Source organism: Nostoc sphaeroides, assembly GCF_003443655.1.
In the GTDB taxonomy this organism is placed as follows: domain Bacteria; phylum Cyanobacteriota; class Cyanobacteriia; order Cyanobacteriales; family Nostocaceae; genus Nostoc; species Nostoc sphaeroides.
The window spans coordinates 4,302,951-4,329,120 of the sequence record NZ_CP031941.1 but is presented as its reverse complement, the minus strand read 5'-3'; the positions used below and the strand labels follow the sequence as shown (position 1 = coordinate 4,329,120).

Sequence of the window (26,170 nt, the reverse complement as noted above, 5' to 3'; positions counted from 1 at the left end):
TAATTGGCAATACTTCGACTGCGGTTCCATCGAGCGAAGTCGAGATGCTCAGTACAAGGGACTTCCAAGTAAAAAAATATTCCATTGCTATTGTTCACTGTTGACCGTTGACGGTTCACGAGTTTTTCTATGCTTTGAATCATAATGTGAGAAAAATTTTGATCCATAAATTAGAAAAAAGTTAACGAAAATTCAGGCTTTCGCGCTAATCACAAATTAAAACTTTGCATTCATACATGAGTGAGAGTTGAAATTCTGAATCATAACTAGAACGGGAGTTGAAAAAACACAATTGGACAAAACTTGCACAAAAAATCCTTGACAAAATTGGTCTAATTTAAACTTTCAATTCAAAATATGGTTCAAATGCCCATGTTATGGTTTACAACTTTTGTTTTAGTAGATATCTGAGTAAAAATCAAATATTTCATTGTCCAAGCGTTCACGAAGTGTGCCGCAGGTATCGCCCAACAACAGAGCGATCGCCTACTCAAATCGTAGCTGATTAATAATGATAATCAAGCCGAAGGATTTATACGAACGTTGCTCTTATCAGTCTTTTTATGCCTTACACGATAATCATTATTGGTAAAAAACTCGAAAAATAAAAGTGAACTATAAACTGGATACTCATTTTTGAAGCATATCATGAGTTAAAATCTCATTTTTTCTTTCAAATCACATTTTCAGTCAACAGTCAACAGTCAACGACTTGAAGGTGGAATAATTTATTTTTTGGAGTTCCCCAAGTTCGCTTTTTCGCCCATTCGCAATTAAGAAACTTAGATGCAGCAAGACTTTCCTGATTTACATCTGTTGCTTCATTTTAGAGAATTGGTATTACGCACAAGAGATCCCCCAACCCCGATAAATTGGGGGCTTTTAAAATCCCCCCCCTTTTTAAGGCTACCGTGTATACACAAGTCGGCAGACCTCTCCCCAAACCCCTCTCCGACGCAAAGAGGGGCTTTGAAGATTGGCTCCCCTTCCCTCTCTACGAGACGCTGCGCGAACGTAGGGAAGGGGGTGGGGGTTAGGTCTGAGAGCGCTTTGAGCAAAATAAGTCACTTGTGTATACACCGTAGCCTTTTTAAGGGGGTTAGGGGGGATCGAGATTTCAGGTTTTCAATGCGTAAGTCCTAAGTCTACTGAAGTAGACTTTAGCTAAAAGCCAAAGAACTTTAGTTCTAAGCGGGTGACAAAGCCAACATTTTGTACCCTAAGTAAACTCTATAGTCTCAACAAACTCTAAAATACTCTTCTTAATATCTTCAGCTTCTTCTTCAATGGAATCGGGAGTTTCGCCGTCAATAAAGCTGTGCTGACTACTAACTATATACAAAAATTCACCACTGATAAAGGTAAGCAGCCCCCGGTAAGCGTCTAATCTGATTGCAGTTCCATTATTTTCTTGCTTAGAAATCGTGGAACCTTTCGGCATATCGATTAACACGTAGTAAGCGCCTCGCAAAGTGTCTGCCAGATATTCGGTATACTCCACAGAAGCATCTGGGACATTGGCAAAAATCGCCTGGGGTACATACTTGTCTACTAAAATTGTTTGTAAATATTCTTCTTGTCCAACAGATTCCAGTTCCTCTAACTGTTCTATAGGGAAAGGATAATAATCGATTCTCAGCAGAGTACCCATGTCATCAGAAAAGCCAACTACTCCTTCCTGACTTTGAATTCTACCGCCCTGCTGTGGATCAACAGGAATCGGCACGGTAAAATTACTTAAAGGCGATTCATAGCTCTGTTCACTAAAATCTTCTATAACTACTGTCTCATCTTCATCGTCTTCATATTCTTCATCTTCTGCTTCTTTAAAGGCTGCAATTACTTCTTTAATGATTTCCTCTGCTTCTTCATCTTCAAGTTCCAAGGCTGCTTGTAGCTTTTTGAGGTAGGGTTGTTTCGATTTCGGGATGGCGAGTTCATCATCTAAAAGCACTATCACCCCAGCAGCAAAACCATCCAGCACTAATTCATCTGAGAGAGATACTTTGGCGACATTAAACAAAGGCCCAATTCCCTCTTCTTCGGCAATGGAGATCAGTCTATCAACAATTTCGGTGATTTCATCTTCTGAGTATTCCTCGAAAACCTCGAATTCCCAGAGGATACCCGCTAAACTTTCTGCATCGACATCTTCAATCACTGAATCAGCGATCGCAGTCACAGTTGCGATCGCCGCCACTGCTTCCTCTGGACTCAGTGATTCCTCTGATGTCTTTGGTGAGTTAAAAACCTTGTCATATTTGGTCATAAATGATACCTAAATTAATTCCTTGATAGTAATAACAGATTGAAAGTGACAATGGTCAGTTTACCAATGGAGCGAATCTTCTAGAGAAAAAGTTGACTAATCCGTGGTTTACTCAGTATTGCTCAGGTGTAGCTTATCTCCAGCGCTAAGTGAACACGAGCTAGGCTTAATCTAAATATTGTAAATTTTTGTGATCAAGCAATTACCATTAATAACTGCTATATTTGTTTGTTTTTATCCTCTAGCAGATGAATTATATCTATCGATAGAATTATAAACTAGCTAACGATAGATACCTACACCGTGGGCCGGATGTCACAATATCAAAGTTTGTAGTGACACACAATACTCGAAATCTTTGTACTGTTAGTTCTACAAATATGAATTACATTAAATTTTGAGTTCTTTTATGGTACAAACCCCTCCATCTCAGTTTTCACCAGATCAATATAAGGTTGATTCTGCACAAGAAAAAGTAGACGCTATTATAGAAACACCACCATCAGAAACTGAGATTGACTTAGAGTTTCTTTACACCAGAGATATTGAATTTCGTCAAGAAACTATTTACTTTCTTGTGGTCGATCGCTTTTATGATGGCGATCCAGATAACAGCGAAGGGGCAAACTCAGAACTGTACGATCCAAATAGACAAGATTGGGGTAAGTACTGGGGTGGCGACTTGCAAGGTGTCATCGATAAATTAGATTATCTCAAAAACATGGGAGTGACAGCCATTTGGTTAACTCCACTGTTTGAGCAAGTTGAAGAGTTATTTGTTGGAAATGCAGCGCTACATGGCTATTGGACAAAAGACTTTAAGCGGATTAATCCTCGCTACATTGCTGATGGCGAAAATCCTTCTTTAAACGCTACCCAAGAAGAAAAAAATACGACCTTTGATCGGTTAGTTACAGAACTGCACAAGCGGAATATGAAGCTGGTGCTAGATATTGTCTGCAACCATAGCAGCCCTGACACTAGCGGTAGCAAAGGGGAATTATATGATGATGGCGTCAAAATTGCTGATTTCAATGATGATGTCAATCATTGGTATCACCACTACGGCGAAGTGCAAAACTGGGAAGATGATTGGCAAGTACAGAACTGTGAACTATGTGGTCTAGCAACCTTCAATGAAAACAATACTGAATATCGTGAGTATATCAAATCAGCTATTAAACAATGGCTAGACCGGGGTGTAGATGCACTACGGGTGGATACTGTCAAGCACATGCCGATCTGGTTTTGGCAAGAATTCACTGGCGATATGACCAATCACAAACCAGATGTATTCATTTTTGGTGAATGGATTTACAGTAATCCTACTGACGATCGCTCGGTGGAATTTGTTAACCATTCAGGCATGACACTGCTAGACTTTGGCTTGTGTGTGGCAATTCGAGCCGCACTGGGACAAGGTTCAGAAATGGGATTCCAGACAATTCAATACATTTTTGACCAAGATTATCGCTATAACGGGGCAACAGAGTTAGTTACCTTCATCGATAATCATGATATGTGCCGCTTTCAATCGCTGAACCCCGATCCAGCGATGTTGAAGGTTGCGATCGCTTTAATTATGACCTGTCGCGGTATTCCCTGCATCTATTACGGTACAGAACAATATCTGCATGACGACACCGATGGCGGTAACGATCCCTATAACCGCCCGATGATGGAAAATTGGGATACTGAGAGTGAGGTTTATCGTTGCATTAGGCTGCTATCTGGCTTACGACGACTGAATCCAGCCGTATCAATGGGTAGCCACTGGCAAAAATACTTAACAGCAGATGTTTACTGTTATGTACGTCGCTATCGTGACTCTGTGTGTTTTGTAGCTTTAAACCGGGGAGGAGAAGTTACTTTACCAGAAGTAGAAACAGAATTACCCGATGGCGAACATACTTGCGTAGTGACTCGCAATAAATATGAGGTAAAAGACGGCAAGATTTATAACTTGGTATTAGAAGAACGGGGAGTGCTTGTTTTCAGCCACGTAGGGGAACGGATCAAAGCACAGACAATTGTGCGCGTACAACTTAATGGCGTGGATACCCAACCCGGCGAAACCATTGTAGTGACAGGAGATTGCCCAGAGTTAGGCAACTGGGATATCAGCAAAGCATATCCTTTAGAGTACATCAATTCAAATACCTGGTCTGCGGAGATTCCCTTTGATGAGAGTACTGGTAAGCTGATTGCTTATAAATATGCCATGTGGCGGGAAGGGCGATCGCCTCTGCGCGAAAATTTGGTAAATCGTCGCTGGGTGATTGCCAAAGAAGGTACTGTAAAATGGCGTGATACCTGGGCATCGGGAAGAGAATCATAGGATAATTGTAGGTTGGGTTGAACTTTAGTGTTACCCAACAAATGCTCGAAAATGTTGGGTTTCGTTCCTCAACCCAACCTACGCAAATTTATTTTTCTGGCTCAACCCAAGCGTATTGCAGTATATATATTTTAGTTTACAGTGATCTGGATCACACTATTTTCTGAGTAAAATATAGATAATATCAAGCACATAAATACCTAATAACTGTCAAAAAGAGAGCGAAGAGGCTCTACTTTTACAGAAGCAAAGGATGCATAATACCTTTATGAGCAATAAACTCACCAGTTTTTAATTCTTAACCAAGTGATCTAAAAAAATTAGAAAAAGGTAAATAGTAATGCTCGACCTCTTATTAAAAGATAAATTAAGTGCTAAAAATACACTAAAAGTCAAAAAAGAAATTTTAGCACGAGTTCAAGGTCGGGAACTAGAAAGTTTAAATGCCGAAATGAATTTTTATAAAACTGAATTACTTCCTTATTTTATAAAGTTGAATCAATACAATCCTGTTGTTAGTGTTACAGAGCAATTACGGCTTTTATTGGGTGTTTGGACACCAATCTGGTCTACCATATCGTTTCATGAAAGTTTACCACAAAGAATACAAGAGCAGTCATTCCAAATTTTCCAGCATGATGGTTACTGTGCGAGTATAGCTCGCTATATACTGGGAAAAGAGTCATCTTTATCCGATAATTTTCAATCGAAATTACCAGCTTATGATTTCATGATCCTCCAAAAATATGGAGTTAAAAATGGGAAATGGGATCTTCAAAACATTGATAGATTTCAGGCTTTTAAAAATAGAGAAATTCCTTTAACGTTAGAATCAGTCTACAACTGGTTTACTAATGTAGTTAATACTAAAGTAAAACTGAATGCGTCAAAAGAGGATTTGCCTAAAGCCCTCAAATTAGAAAATCTAGAGATAAATCATGCTAATGAATTTCAAAAAACATACTTAGCAACTTCTCAAGTGTTTGAGCATTTATATATAGATATTGACTGGCGACTTGTGAAAACTCAAACAGATGCCTCATATCTACCTAGTTACACAATTTATGTGAAGAGGCAATAAGAAATAATAATTTCTGTAATTCAAACACTTTTGGTAAGATGCCAGGTATAGTCCAATACGCTTGGGTTAGAGCCAAAAACCTTAAACTGCGTAGGTTGGGTTGAGGAACGAAACCCAACATTTATCAGAATTTGTTGGGTAACACTAAAGTTGAACCCAACCTACGATTATCCTTAACTGAACTGTATTGAGGTATAGTCCTCAATCTAAAAATAAGCATAATCAAAAATTTTACTATTTGTTGAGTATTAAAGACAGATATTCCACCGTGCAATGCTGTCTCATCGATTGGTGAATGCCTCAGCTACCTGTTTGATTCAGACAACGATTGTTACTTATTCGGTTGGGCAATACGCGCTTCAATATCTTCCAATGTTTGTAACAATAGACGACTTGCCTGCAATTGCCAACCCCATTTCTGAATTCTAAAAGCTAATACAGTTCCAACTATAGCAGCTAACAAACAGATGGGTTGATTTAAAGAAATTCCGAATAACAAACCCAATCCAGCAATTCCCCAAAATGGTAAAGCTGCTGCTTGTCTTTGTTCTTCCACAATTTGACTAATCATATTAGAAGATTGCTTACTAGCGAGTAATGCCTCTTTGACTTGTCGCTGTTCGGCTGCGGACACTGACAAACCTATTTTGCGCCGTAGTTTTTCAATTTTGCGGGCATCTGTGCTGTACTCAGTTAGCTCATCTTCTGCCATTTTCAGCAGTCGTTCTAGTTGGGCCATTGTGCATTGCATCCAATATTACGATATAGCCATTATCCCGAATAATTGTTATTTATGGACTATAGGAAGCATATTTGATTTCTGAAAAAATATCGGTAGTCTTGTAGTAGTGCGACAATCCCTAAAGAGCTTATTCTATAATACTTTTGACTTTTGACTTTTAATTTTTGACTTCCGCTTTGCGGTTAGTGGTTACGCACTGAGAAACTAAGTATAAATTTAAAAGGTAATTATGACTACAGTATCTAAAAGCACATTATCTCAATCTTCCCAAGAGCGATCGCTCATCTTGTGGTTTGATGAAGTTGGTATTGCTGATATCCCGGTAGTTGGTGGTAAAAATGCCTCATTGGGCGAAATGATTCAACAGCTAACGCCCAAAGGGATTAACGTTCCTACAGGATTCGCCACCACTGCTTATGCTTATCGTTATTTCATTCAATCAGCAGGTTTAGAAGCAAAGCTACGCAAACTCTTTGCTGACTTAGATGTTGAGGATGTCAAAAATTTACGAGAACGGGGGAAAAAAGCGCGATCGCTATTAATTCACACCCCATTTCCTGTAGAATTGCGAGAGGCGATCGCTAAAGCTTACCAAAGTCTTTGTGAACAATACAACGCAGAAACAGATGTTGCAGTCCGTTCTAGCGCCACCGCCGAAGACTTACCAGATGCTAGTTTTGCTGGACAGCAGGAAACTTACCTCAACGTTGTCGGTGCTGAAGGAGTTTTAGCAGCTTGTCATAAATGCTTTGCTTCCATATTTACCGATCGCGCTATTTCTTATCGTCACACCAAGGGCTTTGACCACTTTAGCATTGCTCTGGCTGTGGGTGTGCAAAAAATGGTGCGCTCTGACTTAGCAACCTCTGGGGTAATGTTCTCCATTGATACAGAAACCGGATTTAAGGATGCTGCACTAATTACAGCCGCCTACGGTTTAGGTGAAAATGTTGTCCAAGGGTCTGTAAATCCTGATGAATATTATGTTTTTAAACCAACTTTAAAAGCTGGTTTCCGCCCAATTATCGATAAAAAATTGGGTAGTAAAGAACTGAAAATGATTTATGATGACGGCTCCAAATTTACGAAAAATGTGTCTGTTTCGCCCAGTGAAAGAGGCAAATTTGCCCTGAGTGATGAAGAGATTTTACAACTAGCAAATTGGGCATGTTTAATTGAAGATCATTATTCTCAAGTCCACGGCATTTTCACTCCAATGGATATTGAGTGGGCAAAAGATGGAATTACAAATCAACTTTTTATTGTGCAAGCGCGTCCCGAAACCGTGCAGTCGCAGAAGACAGGAAATGTGTTGCGGAGTTATCGGTTGTTATTGGGGAATAGGGAATGGGGAATAGGGAATGGGGAAAAAACTTCCCAATCTCCACTTCCTGATTCCCAATCCCCAATCCCCCTTATTACGGGGCGGGCGATTGGGGAAGCGATTAGTCAAGGGAAAGCACGGCTAATTTTAGATGTTCAGAAACTCGAACAGTTCCAAGTTGGGGAAGTTTTGGTGACAGAGAGAACTGATCCCGATTGGGAACCAATTATGAAACGCGCCAGTGCAATTGTTACCAACTCTGGGGGTAGAACGTGCTTTGATGGCGAAACCAAAATATTAACTAATAAAGGGTTTATGACCTTGTGCCAGATTTATGAGCAAGGTTATGAAGGTTTGCTAACTCTATCATTAAATACCCAGACAAACAAAATAGAGTGGCAACCAATTCTTGATTCCATGAAAAGACAATCAAAAATGATTAGTGTCAGCGTCTCGCAAACAGGTAGAGTGACTGATAACTACTTACGCTTAACACCAGATCACAAAATGATTAATATCAGAGGTGGCGAATATCTAAAAACTGAAATTCAAGATATGCTTGCAGCCCAAGAAATGGTGGTAGTAGCAGAGAATATTCCGCAGTTGAGTGTAACTGAAAAAGAGAATATCAAGATGGCTTATTTATTAGGGGGTATACTCACAGATGGTTCTATTTATAGAAGCCGTACTCATGGAGAGGTACAGTTTATCCAAAAGGATACTTTGCCGAAGCAGCAATTTATAGCAGCTATGCAGGAATGCATGAATACAGTTCACGATAAACCATTTGTTGCTCATCTCAAAAAAGCATCTTCTGGCTCAATAAGAAGTCAATTAGTAGTAGGTCAAGCAACAGCTTCTAGACTCTACTCGAAAAAAATAGCCTACGATTTGCATGAGAAAGAGCAAAATATAGTGAGTATGTTGCTCAATAACTCTGTGGAATTTGCTTATAATTTTCTGGCAGGTGTGATTGATGGAGATGGTTGTTATTTCAATAATCGCATTCATATATATGCGTCAGAAGAACTGCTATTACAAGCTATAATTGTGGCTTGTTTAAAAATAGGGACTGTTCCTCAAGTGACTAAAAATCGAGGAATACATAATGTCCAGTTGGTTGAAAAATTAGCAGAAATATTGCAATTTACCAACAGGGTTAAAGGAAAAGTTAGCGATAGAGTAATACAAACACGCTTCTTTGCTACCAAACAACTATTTGATGAAAATGCCACAGGACAGATAAAACTCAGAAGAGATAATAATTTCCTGATTTCTGACAAACAACTACATACAATTGGCAAATTCAATCGCCTACTTGCAGGCGATATTCGGATGCATCGGGTGGTTGCAGTTGATGAAAAGATTCATGATGATGTGTTCAATATTACAGTTGCCGAACATCATAACTATGTTGTATTCACCAGCAAATATACACCAGTGATTGTCTGTAATTGCCATGCAGCAATCATCGCGCGAGAATTGGGTGTACCTGCGATCGTGGGATGCGGCAATGCTACAGAAATTTTAAAACCTGGTCAAGAGGTAACAATTTCTTGCGCTGAAGGAGAAGAGGGAAAAGTTTATCCAGGCTTATTACCTTTTGAAGTGGAAGAAGTTCCTTTAGAGAACTTACCCCGTACCCGCACTCAAATTTTAATGAATGTGGGTAATCCCCAAGAAGCATTAAGTTTATCGGCAATTCCCAACGATGGCGTAGGTTTAGCACGGACAGAATTTATCATCGCTAACCAAATCCAAATTCATCCAATGGCGTTGATTCATTATGAATTATTAAAAGATGAATTTGCCAAAGCTAAAATTGCTGAAATTACCGCACTTTACGACGATAAACCCCAGTATTTTGTAGATAGATTAGCCCAAGGCATCGGTAGAATTGCGGCGGCATTCTATCCCAAACCAGTAATTGTGCGCATGTCAGATTTCAAAAGTAATGAATATGCTAATTTGTTAGGTGGGCGACAGTTTGAACCCCATGAAGAAAACCCAATGCTCGGTTGGCGGGGGGCGGCGCGTTACTATGATGAAGGCTACAGAGAAGCTTTTGCCCTAGAATGTGATGCTATTAAACGGGTACGCGAAGAAATGGGTTTGACAAATGTTATCCCGATGATTCCGTTTTGTCGTACTCCCGATGAAGGGCGGTTGGTTTTAGCAGAGATGGCAAAAAATGGTTTAAAGCAGGGTGTTAACGGCTTGCAGGTTTATGTGATGTGCGAGTTGCCCAGTAACGTTATTCTGGCTGAGGAATTTGCTGAGGTATTTGATGGCTTCTCGATTGGTTCTAATGATTTAACTCAGTTAACGCTAGGGATAGATAGGGATTCGGCGTTGGTAGCCAGATTGTTTGATGAACGCAGTCCAGCTGTGAAACGAATGGTAAAAATGGCCATAGAAGCGGCGAAAAAATGCGATCGCAAAATCGGCATTTGTGGACAAGCACCGAGCGACTATCCAGAATTTGCCCAGTTTTTGGTTGAATTAGGAATTGATTCAATCAGTCTGAATCCAGATTCGGTTTTAAAGACAATGCTGGAAGTGGCAAAAGTCGAAGGTACTAATTCGTAATGACGCGACGCACGAGCGTCGCTAACGCTTCGCGATCGCGGACTCGCTACCGCTACGCTAACGTAATTCGAGTAATTTATGCCAGCTAAAGACCGTTACCACCAGAACGTCAAAAATGCCCTAATCAAAGATGGCTGGACGATTACCGACGATCCATTTCATTTGAAGTGGGGAAAAAGGGATATGTATGTTGACTTGGGTGCAGAGAAATTGATTGCTGCTGAAAAGGAAGGACAGCAGATAGCCGTTGAGATTAAAACTTTTCGCAGTGTATCGGACATGACTGATCTCGAACACGCGCTGGGACAGTATCTTGCATACCGTTCTGTGATGAGTAGAACCAATCCCGATCGCGTCCTCTATCTCGCCGTTCGTGACGAAGTATATGCTGATATCTTTGATGAACCAATTGCTAAACTTTTGATAGAGGATTACAAAGTCCATATCGTTGTATTTCAACTAGAGCAAGAGGTTATTTTCAGATGGATACCTTGGAGCAGTACAGGCAATTAATTCGGAATATTCTGATTGAGCATACAAAAATCCCTTTCAGCATTGGCAATATTCAATTTGAAACAGTTTTCGACGGCGAACAAGACCGTTACTTGTTGATGATTTTGGGAAGAGAACCAGCCTATGATTTATCTCCTACTGTGACTCGTCGCGTTCACGGTTGTCTGATTCACATTGATATTATTGATGGCAAAATTTGGATTCAACGTGATGGTACTGAAGAGGGAGTAGCAACGGAACTGGTTAGTGCTGGTGTATCGAAGGATCGGATTGTATTGGGATTTCGGTCTGAAGAACTGCGGAAAGATTCAGAATTTGCGATCGCATAACCAAGGGTAGTTACAATACTGTTCGGTTAAGGGGAGATAGGAGGTGAAGTCAAAGATATTTTGTTTGCGTAGATATTACGATAACAAGAGAAGGGAAAAAAGTTGCTTATACCTTACTATTGGCACGCTCAAAAAACTTAATTGTTAATTGATGAGAATATCTTTAAACTGTGGAGCTATAAATTGAGGATGAAAAACTTAGAACTCAAGACCAGCCCTATAAATATTGACAAATAACCAATACCTTTGCCAATTTACGAGGGTAAGTTTATGTATTAACGTCCTTTCCTCTAGGGTTGGGCAAAAATAATAAGCCCTAAAAATTCCTTCCCGATTTATCGCAAGGCTTTTTTTGGCGTACTGTCGTATTATCAAGGGTTTGAGCCTCTAACCTACCTTGTAAGCTCAAGGCTTATGTATCGGTTATTTTGCCATTTTTGCCAAAATTTTTTTACCCTCTTATTTTGGCGAAGGTATTGATAACAAAATTGTCTATTTTCTTCAGATTATTTAATATCGTAAATATACTCATACTGCTAAAATGTATTTAAACGTTGACATGAGAATTTGCACGAATAACAACCTTAAAAATAACGGCTATGCGAGTTAGTATTTTTACATTGCAAACTTCAGTGGTATAGGAGCTAATTTTAGATTTTTGAATTCAGGGAATACTAAATTTACTTTTCCATTCACTATCCAGATAACGATTAGCTAAAAATACACTTTAACTCCCTTAGTAAGAATTAATGGCTAAAAACTTGGCTCTTAGTACTTCTAGCTATTTGAATTGTTTTTCTACCATAAAATTAGCGGAATAACCATATTTTTCTTAATTCATTATACCAATAGATTTAGTGTGAACTTATGCAAGTAAAAATTTTGGACACAGATCATCAATATATTTTAAATCATTGTACTAAATACCTCGCAAGATCAAACACAGATATTCGTCATAACTACAACAATCAATTTGGTGCAAGTGATCCACGAGGACGTATTTGTGAAGCCTGGCGTTTCCCTATCATTGATAGCTATACAGGCAAAGATACCCAAGAGTCTATTGTTGATTACAATCGTGTTACCTTCATTTATTTTTCATTAAGTTCAGATTTACCAAACTTTGTCGGAGTTACTGGAACCTTTGACAAGCTCTACAACGTGATTGCTCTTAATGAGATCAAATTTTTAGGAGAATCAACGGGATACTATGCAGTAACACTTGTTATTCCTAAAGGAGAGGTACATACTTATAAATTTGTTATCGATAATCAAGTAATACTTGATCCTATTAATCCACAGCAAAAAGTTCTCAATAATGGACAGACGTGGTCACAATTCTTTACTCATCAGTCTACTGATCTTCTTAGTCTACAATCATGGGAAGCCCTAGTATTAAAGCGCTTGACAGATCATATTTTGCCTTTCCGAACAGAAGAAGGGCAGCGTTTTCTAGATTTTTACTATAACTCTCTAGATCGTCAATCAAAGGACAACCAGTTTTTATACGTTTACAAATTCGATCAATCGATAGGTGTGGTCAATTTTATTGATAAGCTCTTAACGAAGGAAGAACGACATCATTTAATTGACTATCAAATTTGTCTTGATATTATTGACAAGCTTTTACGCCAGCGAAATCGTTTTATAGAGCCTGGCTTGATGTCTAAAGAAATGTATGCCGAACTATACGATCAGATGTTTATTGGCGATGTTCCAGGCTGGAATTATAGTCGTTACCAAAGCCCTAAATATTTTTTGCAATTATTGCGTCGTCATTCTTTTACTGGGGCTTTTTCGCATCCTAAATATGGTGGTAATGCTGGCGGTGCAGGTTGGGCGTATTTAGCAGAACGCTATCCATTCAACTGGCGACAATCAGTAGAAGCACCTTTGGGTACAAACCCAGACTATCGGGGTTAAACAAACAACAGAAATATCAATATGCTCTGTTGAAACAGTTGCGATCGCAACCATTAATGGCTACTGGATATTTATTAACTACCATTGGACATGATTTTATGAGTGATTTTGATGTGATCATTATTGGTAGTGGTGCTGGAGGAGCGCCAATTGCCAATAGAATAGCCAAAAAAGGAAAATCAGTTTTAATTTTAGAAAAAGGGCCTCTGTTTCGTCCTCAATATCAAACTAAAGATGGGCTGAGTGATTTCAAACGAGATGAGTTATTCTCCACAGGGACAGAAAAGCGGTTGCAAATCTCTCAAGTAGCTAACAACAATGGGGAATATTATTCTAGTCACGTAGAGCCGGATATTAATGATGAACCGCATATTTATAGGGAAAAAGATGGTAGCGATCGCGCCACTATTGAAGGATATACAGCACAAGTTGTAGGTGGCGGAACTCAGCTTTATGGAGCAGTTCACCTGCGCTTTACAGCAGTAGATTTGAAGTTGCAAAGCTTCAATGCTGGCCGTACTGATATTAAAGCCGATCCCAACGGTGATATTGAACGCGAAGCTCGTGACTGGCCCATTTCTTACGAAGACTTAGAACCTTATTACTGCGAAGTTGAAGAGTTAGTAGGAATCAATGGAAGCGCCGAAAATCAGTTAAAGCCATTTAGCAAAAACTTTTTACAAACACCACTCTCACCCAATCCCATTAGTGAATTTGCGCATAAGGGGATGGTGCAACTGGGTCAAAACTATACTAATCAAGGCAAAACCATTCAGCCTTACCGCACTCCTCTAGCCGTCATCACTCAGGATCATGCACCCAGTGGGCGGAAAATACCACAAAACCCAGAAACGATTAAGACCAGTTATGTTAATCGTTATGGCGATCCTTTAGGGTTGAAATCTAGTACATGGGTTTCTCTGCTGAGTCCAATTGAAAATTTACCTAATTTCCAAATATGGACTAACTGTGTTGTCACTCATCTTGACTGTGAAGGGAGTCGAGTTCATCGCCTCTATTACAGAGATCCGGCGGGACGAGAAAAAACTCTAACAGTTAAACCAGGAGCTATTGTCATAGTTGCTTGTTCGGCTATCGAGTCTATACGATTATTAAAACTTTCGGCGGCGGCTAATCCAGAGTTTGATCGGCGTATTCACCAAAATGACTTGCTGGGCAAGTATTTCCTCACACACTGCTTTGGCGGAGCAGAGACTATTGTTGTTGGCGATCAGCAGCAATATCCACCATTAAAGTTTGATAAATCTGTGAGCCTGGATAGTGATTGGGCGATTGACTACACCTCTAGTGAAGCGTTCCTTAAAGAGAACGGACTATGGGCTGGAGCAGCAATCTACAACAATACTTCTGATCAAGCCTTGCCCATTTCCTTAGGACGTACTCATGGGAGTCAAGACCTTGATACTTTCTGGAAAGCTTTTGATTCAGGTTATTGGGGTTCGATAACTGGTCAAAACAATCCCCGTTTTCTGCATGGACAGGGCATGGTGGATTTCTTTAATGAAAACTTTGGCACTCGCTTATCCGTCAGTTTTATGGCTAATCAAGTTCCTCTCAAGAGCAACCGTATCGAGTTACATCCAACAGTTAAAGATAAGTGGAATCGCCCTGTGGCTTACATTCTTAAAGACTGGCATAGTCACGATAAATACTTAATGGATGTAATGGCAAAACAGTGTGAAGAAATACTGCGTTTAGGAGGGGCAAACCCAGATAGAGACGCAATAGAAGAGGGGGGTATTTATTTAGCTGAAAACGCATTAACTCGTATTGCTAATCACATCTTGGGTGGAGCGAGGTTTGGCAGCGATCGCAATGATTCTGTGCTGGATATCAACTGCCGTGCCTGGGACTTCGATAATCTTTACGTAACAGATGGTTCTTTTATGCCCACCTCTGGTGGTGCTAATCCCACTCATACGATTGAAGCTAACGCATTTCGTATTGCTGACCACTTATTGGCAAGAATTTAATGGCTGACCCTCGATTTAACGAAATTTTTACCCGTCCCGAAAACGACATTTTTCATGTCGTCTTCTTTCCCGATCGCATATATCATGCCCAGTACCTCAATGCAACTCGTAGCCCACGTTACCGATATAATGTTCAAGAAGTTCGAGGTCAACTTGATATTAACGTCCTCAAAGGCGAAGTCTATCTTGATGGCAAATTTTTGTGTAATTTCTTACGAGTAGAGTATCGAGCCAGTCGCTTAATTGAGCAAGCCCGAATCCGTAATCGTTTTGTTCAGGGTGAATTGATGGCTTACATCAATCTTTTGCCAGAAAATTTACCTCCTGTCGGTGCAACTATTAAGCTGAGGCATTGTCCTTGGATTGATGCCCATCAAGTAGAAATTTGGGAAACGCTAGAACCACCTGCCAACACTGACCATGATGTCAAAGTTCTAGACATGATGGGACATCAGGGTTCAATAACAAGAATTTCTGCTTTCAATCCTGCTCTCAAGAATATAAAACAACTCAAGCGCATAGAGTTATCCTTTCGAGAAAATGATCGCGACCTGCCCTTTGGTTTTACGATTGGCAATCCGGCTTGGGACAACAACTTCCGCCGCTCATTCCAAGTTCCCAATACACAAACGCCCAGTTCCCCACAAAATACAGTTGATGTCCTCAATTATTTAATTGATTTCCAGAGGGGATGGTATCTCCAGGCAGATCAGACTAACCCAGTCCGATACCTCAACGCCATGATGAACGATGGCGATCCAGAACGAGCTAGTGAAAACATTATAGAAATGCGCTGGCTTTTGCAGCGTGAATTTGGTAGCTCAGTGGTCTTTTTCCATGAAGTCATTATTCCACCTGGTAAGGTGGAAGGTACTCATCAGCATATTGGCTCAGAAGAACTCTATTACATAGTAGAGGGTGAAGGCATTGCTTATATGGGAGTGGGGGATGACCCACAGACTGAGACATTTCCCACAGTCGAACGCAACATCTTTGGTATTGGTTTCAAGGAATGTAAAGAACTACCCGTAAAACCTGGCAGTATTATTTTTACAAAGAGTGGAGGTATCCACGGCATTCGTAACCCTGGTACTAAGCCTTTGAAGTTCGTTGCTTTTCTTTACCACAGTAGTTAAGCTGCTTCACACCACAATAACTTTACCAAGTTTTTTACTACTACATAAGCTATGTTTATCGTCCATTCTGACCAAGTATTTCGTGTTGAGCCAAACACAAAACCAGATTATAGAAATAATAATCCTCTGTTGAGAGTCATGAGTTTAATACAGCAGGCTCAACTGGCTGCGGAACGTGAATACTATCTTCATGACACTTTACAATATCTTTTTCCCTATAATTATTTACAGCTTTATAACCCCAGTAGCCCTGCTGAAACTAATAATGTAGACCCAACAACTCAGGATGATAAGAATGATTTTCAAAAGCAAAATATCCGCGACTTTCGTACCACTGATACTCATTTGATTCGTGGTTGGATTATAGCCAATAATATAACTTTTCCTTTTCTGCGGGTTTCCTATCGAGGTGGCCCCGACTCTAAACTTTCTCAAGCCACCAATCATAAATTAGGCGACACAATTAAGTTGTGGATTAAAGTGGGTGCGGTAGCAACTTCCTCACTAATCACAGTGCCTTATAACGAAAGAAGCGATCGCTATGAGGTAGAATTTTGGGGCTATACAGGTAACAATCTACGTGATTTACTCGATAGCAAAGGTCGAGCAGCAATTGATCGGGGAGAATTGCAAATTCGCACTGATTTAATACATGGTAGCCTCAATGATTTTAGCCGTGATGTGGTTGCCAATCAGGATATGCGCCAAATTGCACCAACAAGTTCGATGCACCCGATTTTACCGCTTCATATAGAGTTATGTTGGGCAAATTTCCCACAAACAATCTGGGATTCTCAAAATGGAGCTAATTATCATTACGAATTCAATATGATCCAGCGAGGCTGGGATCAATATTTACAGGTCGGCATTAGTCCTAACCCACATGGTGGTTTTGGCTTTTTAGAATTTCGTAACCTGATGTCAAACTACTTTGATTTTAAAGGTAGTGGCGAACTTGCAAGACAACTAGAGTGGTGGAATCTGGATGCTTTTGGCAAGAAGGTGATGGAAGGGAAACGGCGAGAGGAATTTATGGCCGTTGACTACATGGATTTGCATATTCTCAAACCAGAATGTGGCATTGGTTTACATCGTCACCGCGATAATCAAGAGATTTTTTTGATGATGTCTGGGCGGGGCTATATGGTTGTCGGAGACTGGTGTAAGTTACCAACACGGGAACGGTGTTTTGAAATTCGTACTTTAAAGTCGGGTAGTTTAGCAATGCTGAAAGGGGGAAATTTACATGGTCTGATGAATGCCACAGATGAAGATATTTCCCTATTTATGTTTGGTGGATACGATTAATTGCTCACCGCCTAAGATAATTCAGGGAAACTGAACTTGGAAATATCTTTGGCAGATATAGATTTTTTCAAAAAAGGAATTGAGTCAACATGGTTTCTTCTCAGTCTGGTATGGGAGCAATTCCCTTTGCTAGTGGAAGTGGTGTGTCATTTCGTGTTTGGGTCCCTAATGTTGATGGTGTTAGCGTTGCAGGTGAATTTAACAGTTGGTCTCCCACAGCACACCCGTTAGATTCAGAAAATAATGGATTCTGGTCTACTGAGGTAACTGTTGCATCTGTAGGGCAACAATATAAGTTTGTGATCCATGAAGGAACTAACTCAGTTTACAAGAATGACCCGTATGCAAGAGATGTTACCAGTTCAGTAGGTAATTCAATTATTGTTGACCTCAACTTTAATTGGACATCTACCAACTTCTCCATGCCAGCATGGAACGAATTAATCATCTACGAAATGCACGTAGGTACTTTTAATGATGATATTGATCCAGGTTTAGGAACCTTTCGCAGTATCAAGGCTAAACTACCAGATTTGCAAGCTCTAGGGATAAACGCGATTCATGTGATGCCAGCAGCAGAGTTTCCTGGTGATTTATCTTGGGGATACAATCCATCTCATCCTTTTGCGATCGAGAGTGTGTTTGGTACACCTTCAGACTTTAAGGATTTTGTCCAAACTGTTCATAATTTTGGCATTGCCGTCATTGTTGATGTGGTTTATAACCACTTTGGCCCCCGTGACCTAGATATGTGGCGATTTACTAGTTGGAATCAAAATAATAAAGGAGGTATTTACTTTTATAATGATGACCGAGACAGGACTCCTTGGGGAAATACCCGACCCGATTACGGTCGTGGAGAAGTACGCCAATATATACGTGACAATGCTTTGATGTGGTTAGAAGAATGCCGTTGCGATGGTTTACGCTTTGATGCAACTGCCTTTATCCGTAATATTTTCGGCAATAATAATGACCCTAGTAATGATATAGCTGAAGGCTGGAGTTTAATTCAGTGGATTAACAACGAGATTAATGCTCGACAGCCTTGGAAAATTACAATTGCCGAAGATATAAGAAACAATGAATGGATTACCAAAGATACAGGCGCAGGTGGTGCTGGCTTTGATACCCAGTGGTCTCAAGAGTTTGTGCGTCCAGTCAGGGATACGTTAATAACTCCTAATGATCGAGACCGCAATATGTTTGCAATCCGAGATGTTATTTATCATCGCTATGGAACTGATGCGTTTGAGAGGGTAATTTACACCGAATCCCACGATGAAGTGGCTCGTTCTTTGAATCCTCAAGAAAGACCTGACCATTATCGACTTCCTGAAGAAATTTGGCGAGGTAATGCCGATAGTTGGTTTGCTAGAAAGAGATCAACTTTGGGGGCTGTGTTACTGTTTACAACTCCAGGGATTCCTATGATTTTTCAGGGACAGGAGTTTTTAGAATGGGGCAGCTGGGCAGATAATACTCCCTTGGATTGGAGTAAAAAAGATCGATTCAAGGGGATTTGGGATCTTTATCAATCTCTAATTCGCTTACGCCGCAACTGGTTTAACAACACTCGTGGGCTGCGTGGGCAAAATGTGAATGTTTTTCACATTAACAATAACGATAAACTTATTGCTTTCCATCGTTGGGAAAATGGTGGTCGTGGAGATGATGTGATTGTAGTGCTTAATTTTAGCGATCGCAATTACGACAGCTATACTATCGGTTTTCCTAGCCCTGGAACTTGGTATGTTCGCTTTAATAGTGATTGGCAAGGTTTTAGCCCAGATTTTGGCAATTTTCCAGGCTACAATACCACCGCAGGGAGAGCAATTTGGGGAGATACAGATGGATTAACTTTTGCAGGTAATGTAGGAATTGGTGCTTATAGTGGCCTTATATTTTCCCAGTAAGGGTTTGGGGGCGTTGCATAATAACCCTCTTGGGAAAGTTAGAGGGTCAAAAACTAGTGTCGGTTAAGAGAAAAGAGCCCATCAATTATTGTTCCTAATGCTGTGGCCGCGTGATCAATCACGCATTAGCATTGGTAGGGGAATAGATTGACTACCTTGCCATGAGTAGACCATACCTGCAAGTGGTAATCGCGCTGCAAACATAAGCTAATTTTAATTGTAGGAACTATCCTTCTCAAACAATTGCCCGACAAAGATGGTTTACCCACTCAAGATTATGAGGTAGGCTGGCACTTGAGGCGAGCTTCTTGGGGTAAAGGGTATGCAACAGAAGCAGGGCAAGTTATGCTCAATTAAGGATTTAGTGTTTTGAACTTGCCAGTAATTTATGCCGTAGTGAAGCCAGAAAATCATGCTTCAATCCGTGTAACAGAACGATTGGGTATGAAACCAATAGGGCGAACAAACAAGTATTACAATATTGAACTACTCCTGTTTCAACTAGATGCACCTGAAGAGTGGAGGGAGAACAGGGGAGCAGTTCTTCAGCAGAGGGTAGGAGGGCAAAGGAGTGGAGTTCAAAGACTCATCGCCGAGTATCAAAGACTCGTCGCCGAGTATCAAAGACTCGTCGCCGAGTATCAAAGACTCGTCGCCGAGTATTAAAGACTCATCGCCGAGTATTAAAGACTCATCGCCGAGTATCAAAGACTCGTTCACGAGTATCAAAGACTCATTCACGAGTATCAAAGACTCATTCACGAGTATCAAAGACTCATCGGCGAGTATTAAAGACTCATTCACGAGTATTAAAGACTCATCCCCTATTCCTCATGCCCAATGCCCAATGGCTAATGACAAATGACAAATGACAAATGACAAATGACAAAAAAGTGGTTCCGAATTGGGATGGTGAGTATATTTCTTTTGTCACTCGCCTTAAGGTTTTGGGGGCTGGAGCGATTCAACACTCTGGTATTTGATGAAGTTTACTTTGCCAAATTTGGTAATAATTATCTCACGCATACCCCATTTTTTAATGCTCATCCGCCGCTAAGTCAATATATGATCGGCATCGGCATTTGGATTGGCAGCCACATTCCTTTTTGGCACGATACGGTAAATGGGCTGACAGGTTCATTGCGATCGCCTTGGACTTATCGGTGGTTCAATGCCCTTACTGGCTCATTTATTCCTTTAGTTGTAGGTGCGATCGCTTATCAATTAAGTTATCGTCGTAGCTTTGCAATCCTTGCAGGTTTGTTCACAGCTTGTGATGGCATTTTTCTAGTTGAGTCTCGCTATGCTTTAAGTAATATTTATATCGTCATCTTTGGTTTATTAGGACACTGGTTTTTATTATTAGCATTAGATAACCAAAATCGGCGACGTTCTTTTTGGTTAGTTTTTGCTGGCATTGCTTTTGGTGCGTCAGTCGGTACTAAGTGGAACGGTTTATGGTTCCTCTCAGGTGCTTATTTCATTTGGATAGCAGCTTGGGTAATCCATTTGATATATTCTTTTCTTAACTCCAAACTTCTTTTTATATCCCCTTCATTGAAGGAGGCAGGAGTAGAGACGCGATTAATCGCGTCTGCACAAGAGTCAGGAGTAGAGACGCGATTAATCGCGTCTGTACAAGAGTCAGGAGTTAGTACTTATTCTCCCCCATCCTCATCATCACCCCCATCAGTTTCATCTCAGACACCACTACAAAACCTAACTCAGCTAAACATTTTTCATATCCTGTTTTATCTAGGAGTTATCCCAGCTTTGATTTACAGCATCATCTGGATTCCTCACCTTCAACTAGATAAAACTTATGGATTTATTGCAGTACATCAGCAAATTTTGAAGTTTCACTTACAGCTAGGTGGCAATAGTTCTAACGTCCATCCTTATTGTGCTGCCTGGTACAAATGGCCGTTGATGACTCGACCAATGGCATATTATTATCAAACGGCTAAAAGTATCACCGAACCCTTACCTGTGATGGGCCCGCCTTTGCCTGCTGGTGCTGGACAAGTTATTTATGATGTCCATGCAATGGGCAATCCATTTTTGTGGTGGTTTGGTGTTGCTGCCATGTTGTTTTTAGTAGGGATGCTGGTGTCACAACCCGTAATTCTTTGGGTAAAAGAAAAGCGTTTTTCAGTGCCTGCAACTCTTAGTGTTGATACTTGGATTGCCTTGTATTTAGTTATAAATTATGCTGCTAATTTATTACCTTGGGTGAAAGTAACAAGGTGCGTTTTTATCTACCACTATATGTGTGCAGTGGTGTTTGTATTTTTAGCGATCGCTTGGTTTGTTGATCAGTGTCTTCGCAGTTATTATCAACAACTCCGGGCGCTAGGTGTCACCATTACTTTTATCATTCTAGTTGCTTTTATTTTCTGGATGCCCATTTATTTGGGTTTACCCCTCTTACCTCACGATTATAAGCTGCGAATGTGGTTCAACTCTTGGATTTGATTAAAAAAAATAAGCCAGTAATTATATTTATCAATTAGGTAAACTTTAACCTATCTTCCCCTGCACCCAAGCGCGGAAGGATTGCACCAAATCAATTTCATCCATAGTTTTACTTTGCTGGATAAATCTATTCATATCACTAACAGAAATTAAAGGGAAAGCGATACTCGACTTAATTTCAATATATTCACTTGCTACTAGCTGATAAAATTTTAAACCTTCACCGTCATATCTCCATAATTCTGCTACACCTAAAGCCGCATAAATATTAAGCTTATTAACAGCACTGCTAGTAATATCAATTTCAATTGCTAAATCCGGTGCTGGATCTGTTGTTAAATCTAATTCTTGTTTACCTCTAATTAGCGGCTCATTTTGAATATAATAGCAAGTATCGGGTTCTATTCCCTTTGTTATTGTTTTACGTTTTAATGTTGTAGAACCAGCACTTCTAATTTTAGTTTTTAATTCCACTGCTAAAGCGAATATCAATCGGTCAAACTGAATTTTAGGATTTTCGTGTTCCAAAAGTGGAGTCATGATTTCTAAAACACCGCAGTCATAAGCAAACAGAGAACCTCTATCTTCACCTGTATCTCTCAGCAAGGCTTCAAAGGTTTCCCAACTAACGTTGTGTAAGACTGTTCTTTGTTCCGCAGGCGTTGACTTGACAAGCATATTAAAATAATTCGTAATGGGCTACGCCCCGCTTCTCTACGAGACGCTGCGCGAACGCGAACGTAATTCGTAATTCGTAATTAAGATTTCTAACGGTATTTAGACCTACCACAAAACTTGTTAAACCTCCAGAATTAATTAAAATACTTATTCTGTCAGGATGTGAGATAAAATTCCGATAATTTTACCTATATCATTAATATAATACTCGTTCAAGTCAATTTCAATCAGTTGCTCAATAAGTTTCAAAAACTTCCAGTTAGTTCCAGTGGTGACAGTTCCATAAATTGCCTGAATGTTATTACCCTCACGTTCATTAAATAATTTAGCTGCTAACATCTCTGCTACACACTGACCTAATCCGGCATTGATATTTTCTTTTTTAGCTTCTACAATTGTGATAACTGGTGCGTTCAGAATTAGTAACTCTGATGAACGGCTAATAATAAAGTCGCAATTTCCATTTAAACCTTGTGCTGAGTCAACGGTAAAATCGATGCCAGAAAATAAACTTATTTGATTATTTAAATATTTTCTTAAAGCAATTAAAATAGGCGCTATAATCATCTCTGAACGGGATTTTTCCGTATTACTAGCAAGAGCTAAAGGTACATTTTCCCGCAAGACTTCTGCAAGTAATGGTGGACATTCTACTTCATGTACAGATGCAAATATATCAATTTTATCAGAAATAGTTAGGCTAAAGGTTTTTCTAACTCTGTCTAAAGTAAAGTCACTGTATGACACTTTAGTTGCTCCTGTAAAAAATCCAGATAATTAAATTGTGCCAACTATTAGCAAGATATGTTGCTGATATTTGGCACAGTTAGTATCTGAATATTTTGTAACTTTAAGCAAGGAAACCTGCAAAAAAGTCGAGAGTTTCTTTCAGTGCTTTGATGAAAATATCAATTTCTTCACGGGTGTTGTAGAAAGATAGACTTGCTCGTGCGGTTGCAGCAAGACCTAAGTAACGGTGTAATGGTTGTGTGCAGTGGTGTCCAGAACGAATGGCAACGCCTTCTTGATCTAATAATGTAGATAAGTCGTTGGCGTGGACTTCTCCGGCTGTGAACGACGCGAGAGCGGCTCTCCCTTCACCTTTTGCATTGGGTTTGGGGCCGTAAATTCTAATTTGGGGAATTTGCTCTAATTGTTGGAACAAATAAGCGGTTAATTCTGCTTCGTAGGCGTGAATTTTATCCATGCCGATACTGCTAAGATAATCTATCGCAGCACCAAGTGCGATCGCTTCTCCAATTGCAGGTGTCCCAGCTTCAAATTTATGTGGCAATTCTGCATAGGTAGAATGGTCTAAATACACCTCTGCTATCATCTCACCACCGCCAAAAAATGGTGGCATTGATTCTAGTAATTCCAACTTGCCATACAGAAATCCTATGCCAGTTGGAGCGCACATTTTATGACCAGATGCTACCAACCAGTCACAATCTATTTTCTGCACATCAACAGGGAAGTGGGGAACACTTTGGCAAGCATCAACTAAAAATTTAGCACCATATTTGTGAGCGATCGCACCAATTTCTTCCACTGGATTAATGCAACCCAAAGCATTAGAAATATGTACCACTGACACTAACTTTGTTTTTTCGGAAATCAGCTTTTTAAACTGCTCAAAATCAAAAGTTTCTTCTGGTGTTAATTCTACAAATTTCAGTACTGCACCTGTTTTTTGCGCCACCAATTGCCAAGGCACAATATTACTGTGGTGTTCCATTACCGACAGAATAACTTCATCTCCCGGCTGCAAATTGTTCATACCCCAGCTATAAGCGACTAGGTTAATCGCTTCACTTGCGTTGCGGGTGTAGACAATTTCCTGACGCGATGCAGCATTGATGAATTTGGCAACTTTATCTCTAGCACCTTCATAAGCATCGGTAGCTTTAGCACTCAGAGAATGGGCACCTCGATGCACGTTAGCATTATATTGCTCGTAATAATCCCGCAGGGTATTTAATACGAACAAAGGCTTTTGCGATGTCGCAGCATTATCAAGATAAACCAGGGGTTTACCGTTGACTTCCTGATGCAATATCGGGAAGTCAGCGCGAACTTTATCAGCAAGGGTTTTGGTAGGAGTAAAAGTCATTGGTAGATTAGTTATTATTCAGTAGAGACGCGATTAATCGCGTCTGTACAATGGTCATTAGTCATTAGTCAGGGACTTAAGATTATTGACTGTGTTTAAAAGGATTTCTCGCAGAGAAGGAACTGGTATTTTGTTGATGACTTCAGCAGCGAAGGCGTTAATTAACAACTTTCGAGCATCGTTTTCATCAATTCCCCGGCTTTGCAGATAGAATATTTCATCATCTTCCAATTGGCTAACGGTAGCACCGTGGGCGCACTTTACGTTATCCGCAGTGATTTCCAATTGGGGTTTGGTATCAACTCTGGCTTTAGATGATAGTAGCAAATTGCGATTCAACTGAGTTGCATTTGTCAACTGCGCTAGTTTGGGTACAAAAACTTTACCATTGAACACCGCATGAGCGCGATCGCCTACAATACATTTATGCAATTGGTCACTTGTACCGTGGGGATAGTTAAGTGCGATCGCACTGTGAGTATCAGACAACTGCTTACCAGAAATTATCGTCAAACCATTGAGAGTAGTTTGTGTCTGCTCACCAGTTTGCAAAATCTCCAAATTGTGCCGTGACAACTTCGCACCTAAAGTTATGGCATGACAAGTATATCGACTATCACGAGCTTGTGCGATCGCAGTTTTGCCAATATGAAAAGCCTCTGCACCTTCCCACTCAACCCTAGTGTGACTCACCTCAGCATTGTCACCAACCCAAACTTCCGTAACCGCGTTAGTTAAATAAACTCCGTCCTCCGCGCTCTTGGCGTCTTGGCGGTTCGTATACTCTTCAACCAACGTTACCTGCGAACCACTTTCCGCCACCACCAAACAACGCGGCTGCGAAATCATCGCCGTCTCACCCACAACCGAAATAAACACCAAATGAATAGGCGTTTCAACTACCACATTCTTCTTCACCCACACCACAGCTGCATCAGTTATTCCAGCCGTATTAAGAGCAGTAAAAACTTCCTGCGCTCCCTCAGCTTGAGCTAAATACTGCCGTACACCTTCCTGCTCAACCGCAGACAAACCAGCCAAATTACTCACCACAATTCCAGATGGCAAATTTGAAACTGCGGATAACTCCGGCGCAAAAACGCCGTTGACAAATACCAAACGACTATTAGCTGCTTCTGGCAAAATATCAAATTCTACAGACGCGACAGACGCGAAATTTCGCGTCTCTACATTAAATTGCACCTTTCGTAGAGACGACAAATCAGTAAATCGCCATTCTTCCTCGCGGGTAGTGGGAATAGTCGAGTGGCGTACCCAATTAGCAGCACTTTGGCGTAATTCCTGCAACCATCCCTCTGTTTTGGGTGCAGTTACCTGATTTAACAATTCAGTTAGATAGGTATCTTTATCTAACAAAGGAGATATCAAACTGACTAAATTTGAATTAGGTATTGGACTGGGAGATACTTGAATACTCATTA

At 40.3% G+C, this 26,170-nt stretch carries 19 protein-coding genes; 12 read left to right on the top strand and 7 right to left on the bottom strand.

The genetic code is table 11. The annotated features are described in order from the left end of the window. Positions 1-1,219: 1,219 nt before the first annotated feature. Positions 1,220-2,269, bottom strand: a complete 1,050-nt coding sequence (locus D1367_RS19220) for a tellurite resistance TerB family protein (protein ID WP_118167810.1) — start codon at positions 2,267-2,269, stop codon at positions 1,220-1,222. Positions 2,270-2,678: 409 nt separating this feature from the next. On the opposite strand from D1367_RS19220, the gene D1367_RS19215 reads away from it, so the two are divergent. Together D1367_RS19215 and D1367_RS19210 are read left to right on the top strand one after the other, a co-directional pair. Beyond that, positions 2,679-4,607, top strand: coding sequence for an alpha-amylase family glycosyl hydrolase (locus D1367_RS19215; protein WP_118167809.1), 1,929 nt, complete (start codon positions 2,679-2,681; stop codon positions 4,605-4,607). A gap of 340 nt (positions 4,608-4,947) precedes the next feature. Next, entirely contained in the window at positions 4,948-5,688 is a 741-nt protein-coding gene (locus D1367_RS19210) for a hypothetical protein (RefSeq protein WP_118167808.1), read from the top strand. A 331-nt stretch (positions 5,689-6,019) separates the two neighbouring features. On the opposite strand, the gene D1367_RS19200 is transcribed toward D1367_RS19210, so the two are convergent. After that, complete coding sequence (locus D1367_RS19200; protein ID WP_118167807.1) at positions 6,020-6,427, bottom strand: hypothetical protein; 408 nt, start codon at positions 6,425-6,427, stop codon at positions 6,020-6,022. Between the two features lie 232 nt (positions 6,428-6,659). Here D1367_RS19200 and ppsA point away from each other — a divergent pair, with 232 nt between their 5' ends. The 9 genes from ppsA to D1367_RS32295 all read left to right on the top strand — a co-directional run bounded on the left by ppsA (position 6,660) and on the right by D1367_RS32295 (position 19,819). Next, the gene (ppsA, locus tag D1367_RS19195; protein WP_118167806.1) at positions 6,660-10,343 is read left to right on the top strand and encodes a phosphoenolpyruvate synthase; all 3,684 of its coding nucleotides are present in this window, start codon (positions 6,660-6,662) and stop codon (positions 10,341-10,343) included. A 78-nt stretch (positions 10,344-10,421) separates the two neighbouring features. Continuing rightward, a complete protein-coding gene (locus tag D1367_RS19190; RefSeq protein WP_118167805.1) occupies positions 10,422-10,856 on the top strand; it encodes an element excision factor XisH family protein in 435 nt (144 codons plus the stop codon). Beyond that, positions 10,826-11,185, top strand: coding sequence for a XisI protein (locus tag D1367_RS19185; RefSeq protein ID WP_118167804.1), 360 nt, complete (start codon positions 10,826-10,828; stop codon positions 11,183-11,185). Before D1367_RS19190 ends, D1367_RS19185 begins: the two co-directional genes overlap by 31 nt. A gap of 867 nt (positions 11,186-12,052) precedes the next feature. Then, complete coding sequence (locus tag D1367_RS19180) at positions 12,053-13,108, top strand: early set domain-containing protein (RefSeq protein WP_118167803.1); 1,056 nt, start codon at positions 12,053-12,055, stop codon at positions 13,106-13,108. Next, positions 13,021-15,102 (top strand): GMC oxidoreductase, encoded by a 2,082-nt coding sequence (locus D1367_RS19175; RefSeq protein WP_220450963.1) that lies wholly within the window; start codon positions 13,021-13,023, stop codon positions 15,100-15,102. The genes D1367_RS19180 and D1367_RS19175 overlap by 88 nt, the downstream gene beginning before the upstream one ends. Next, positions 15,102-16,238, top strand: a complete 1,137-nt coding sequence (locus tag D1367_RS19170; RefSeq protein ID WP_118167802.1) for a cupin domain-containing protein — start codon at positions 15,102-15,104, stop codon at positions 16,236-16,238. The genes D1367_RS19175 and D1367_RS19170 overlap by 1 nt, the downstream gene beginning before the upstream one ends. A 51-nt stretch (positions 16,239-16,289) precedes the next feature. Further along, on the top strand, positions 16,290-17,546 hold the full coding sequence (locus tag D1367_RS19165; protein ID WP_118167801.1) for a cupin domain-containing protein: 1,257 nt from the start codon (positions 16,290-16,292) through the stop codon (positions 17,544-17,546). 89 nt (positions 17,547-17,635) lie between these two features. Beyond that, a complete protein-coding gene (locus D1367_RS19160; protein ID WP_220450962.1) occupies positions 17,636-19,462 on the top strand; it encodes an alpha-amylase family glycosyl hydrolase in 1,827 nt (608 codons plus the stop codon). A gap of 243 nt (positions 19,463-19,705) precedes the next feature. Beyond that, positions 19,706-19,819, top strand: a complete 114-nt coding sequence (locus D1367_RS32295) for a GNAT family N-acetyltransferase (RefSeq protein ID WP_244944953.1) — start codon at positions 19,706-19,708, stop codon at positions 19,817-19,819. Between the two features lie 144 nt (positions 19,820-19,963). Here D1367_RS32295 and D1367_RS19150 read toward each other — a convergent pair whose 3' ends face one another. Further along, on the bottom strand, positions 19,964-20,266 hold the full coding sequence (locus tag D1367_RS19150; protein WP_244944952.1) for a hypothetical protein: 303 nt from the start codon (positions 20,264-20,266) through the stop codon (positions 19,964-19,966). Between the two features lie 78 nt (positions 20,267-20,344). On the opposite strand from D1367_RS19150, the gene D1367_RS19145 reads away from it, so the two are divergent. After that, entirely contained in the window at positions 20,345-21,937 is a 1,593-nt protein-coding gene (locus tag D1367_RS19145) for a dolichyl-phosphate-mannose--protein mannosyltransferase (protein ID WP_118167800.1), read from the top strand. Positions 21,938-21,982: 45 nt separating this feature from the next. Here the strand turns inward: D1367_RS19145 and D1367_RS19140 are convergent, their stop codons facing one another. The 4 genes from D1367_RS19140 to sufD all read right to left on the bottom strand — a co-directional run bounded on the left by D1367_RS19140 (position 21,983) and on the right by sufD (position 26,168). Continuing rightward, positions 21,983-22,615 carry a Uma2 family endonuclease gene (locus D1367_RS19140; protein WP_118167799.1) on the bottom strand — a complete coding sequence of 211 codons (633 nt, stop codon included), beginning with the start codon at positions 22,613-22,615 and terminating at the stop codon, positions 21,983-21,985. A gap of 147 nt (positions 22,616-22,762) precedes the next feature. After that, positions 22,763-23,362: a hypothetical protein gene (locus D1367_RS19135; protein WP_118167798.1), complete on the bottom strand. Its 600-nt coding sequence runs from the start codon at positions 23,360-23,362 to the stop codon at positions 22,763-22,765. A 103-nt stretch (positions 23,363-23,465) separates the two neighbouring features. Further along, positions 23,466-24,728, bottom strand: a complete 1,263-nt coding sequence (locus D1367_RS19130) for a cysteine desulfurase (protein ID WP_118167797.1) — start codon at positions 24,726-24,728, stop codon at positions 23,466-23,468. Positions 24,729-24,785: 57 nt separating this feature from the next. Continuing rightward, positions 24,786-26,168 (bottom strand): Fe-S cluster assembly protein SufD, encoded by a 1,383-nt coding sequence (gene sufD, locus D1367_RS19125; protein ID WP_118167796.1) that lies wholly within the window; start codon positions 26,166-26,168, stop codon positions 24,786-24,788. Between the last annotated feature and the right edge of the window lie 2 nt (positions 26,169-26,170).

Excerpts from the sequence above, each read along its gene's own strand:
- D1367_RS19220 (WP_118167810.1), bottom strand. The coding sequence starts at position 2,269 with ATGACCAAATATGACAAGGTTTTTAACTCACCAAAGACATCAGAGGAA.
- D1367_RS19215 (WP_118167809.1), top strand. The coding sequence starts at position 2,679 with ATGGTACAAACCCCTCCATCTCAGTTTTCACCAGATCAATATAAGGTT.
- D1367_RS19210 (WP_118167808.1), top strand. The coding sequence starts at position 4,948 with ATGCTCGACCTCTTATTAAAAGATAAATTAAGTGCTAAAAATACACTA.
- D1367_RS19200 (WP_118167807.1), bottom strand. The coding sequence starts at position 6,427 with ATGGCCCAACTAGAACGACTGCTGAAAATGGCAGAAGATGAGCTAACT.
- ppsA (WP_118167806.1), top strand. The coding sequence starts at position 6,660 with ATGACTACAGTATCTAAAAGCACATTATCTCAATCTTCCCAAGAGCGA.
- D1367_RS19190 (WP_118167805.1), top strand. The coding sequence starts at position 10,422 with ATGCCAGCTAAAGACCGTTACCACCAGAACGTCAAAAATGCCCTAATC.
- D1367_RS19185 (WP_118167804.1), top strand. The coding sequence starts at position 10,826 with ATGGATACCTTGGAGCAGTACAGGCAATTAATTCGGAATATTCTGATT.
- D1367_RS19180 (WP_118167803.1), top strand. The coding sequence starts at position 12,053 with ATGCAAGTAAAAATTTTGGACACAGATCATCAATATATTTTAAATCAT.
- D1367_RS19170 (WP_118167802.1), top strand. The coding sequence starts at position 15,102 with ATGGCTGACCCTCGATTTAACGAAATTTTTACCCGTCCCGAAAACGAC.
- D1367_RS19165 (WP_118167801.1), top strand. The coding sequence starts at position 16,290 with ATGTTTATCGTCCATTCTGACCAAGTATTTCGTGTTGAGCCAAACACA.
- D1367_RS19160 (WP_220450962.1), top strand. The coding sequence starts at position 17,636 with ATGGTTTCTTCTCAGTCTGGTATGGGAGCAATTCCCTTTGCTAGTGGA.
- D1367_RS19145 (WP_118167800.1), top strand. The coding sequence starts at position 20,345 with ATGACAAAAAAGTGGTTCCGAATTGGGATGGTGAGTATATTTCTTTTG.
- D1367_RS19140 (WP_118167799.1), bottom strand. The coding sequence starts at position 22,615 with ATGCTTGTCAAGTCAACGCCTGCGGAACAAAGAACAGTCTTACACAAC.
- D1367_RS19130 (WP_118167797.1), bottom strand. The coding sequence starts at position 24,728 with ATGACTTTTACTCCTACCAAAACCCTTGCTGATAAAGTTCGCGCTGAC.
- sufD (WP_118167796.1), bottom strand. The coding sequence starts at position 26,168 with ATGAGTATTCAAGTATCTCCCAGTCCAATACCTAATTCAAATTTAGTC.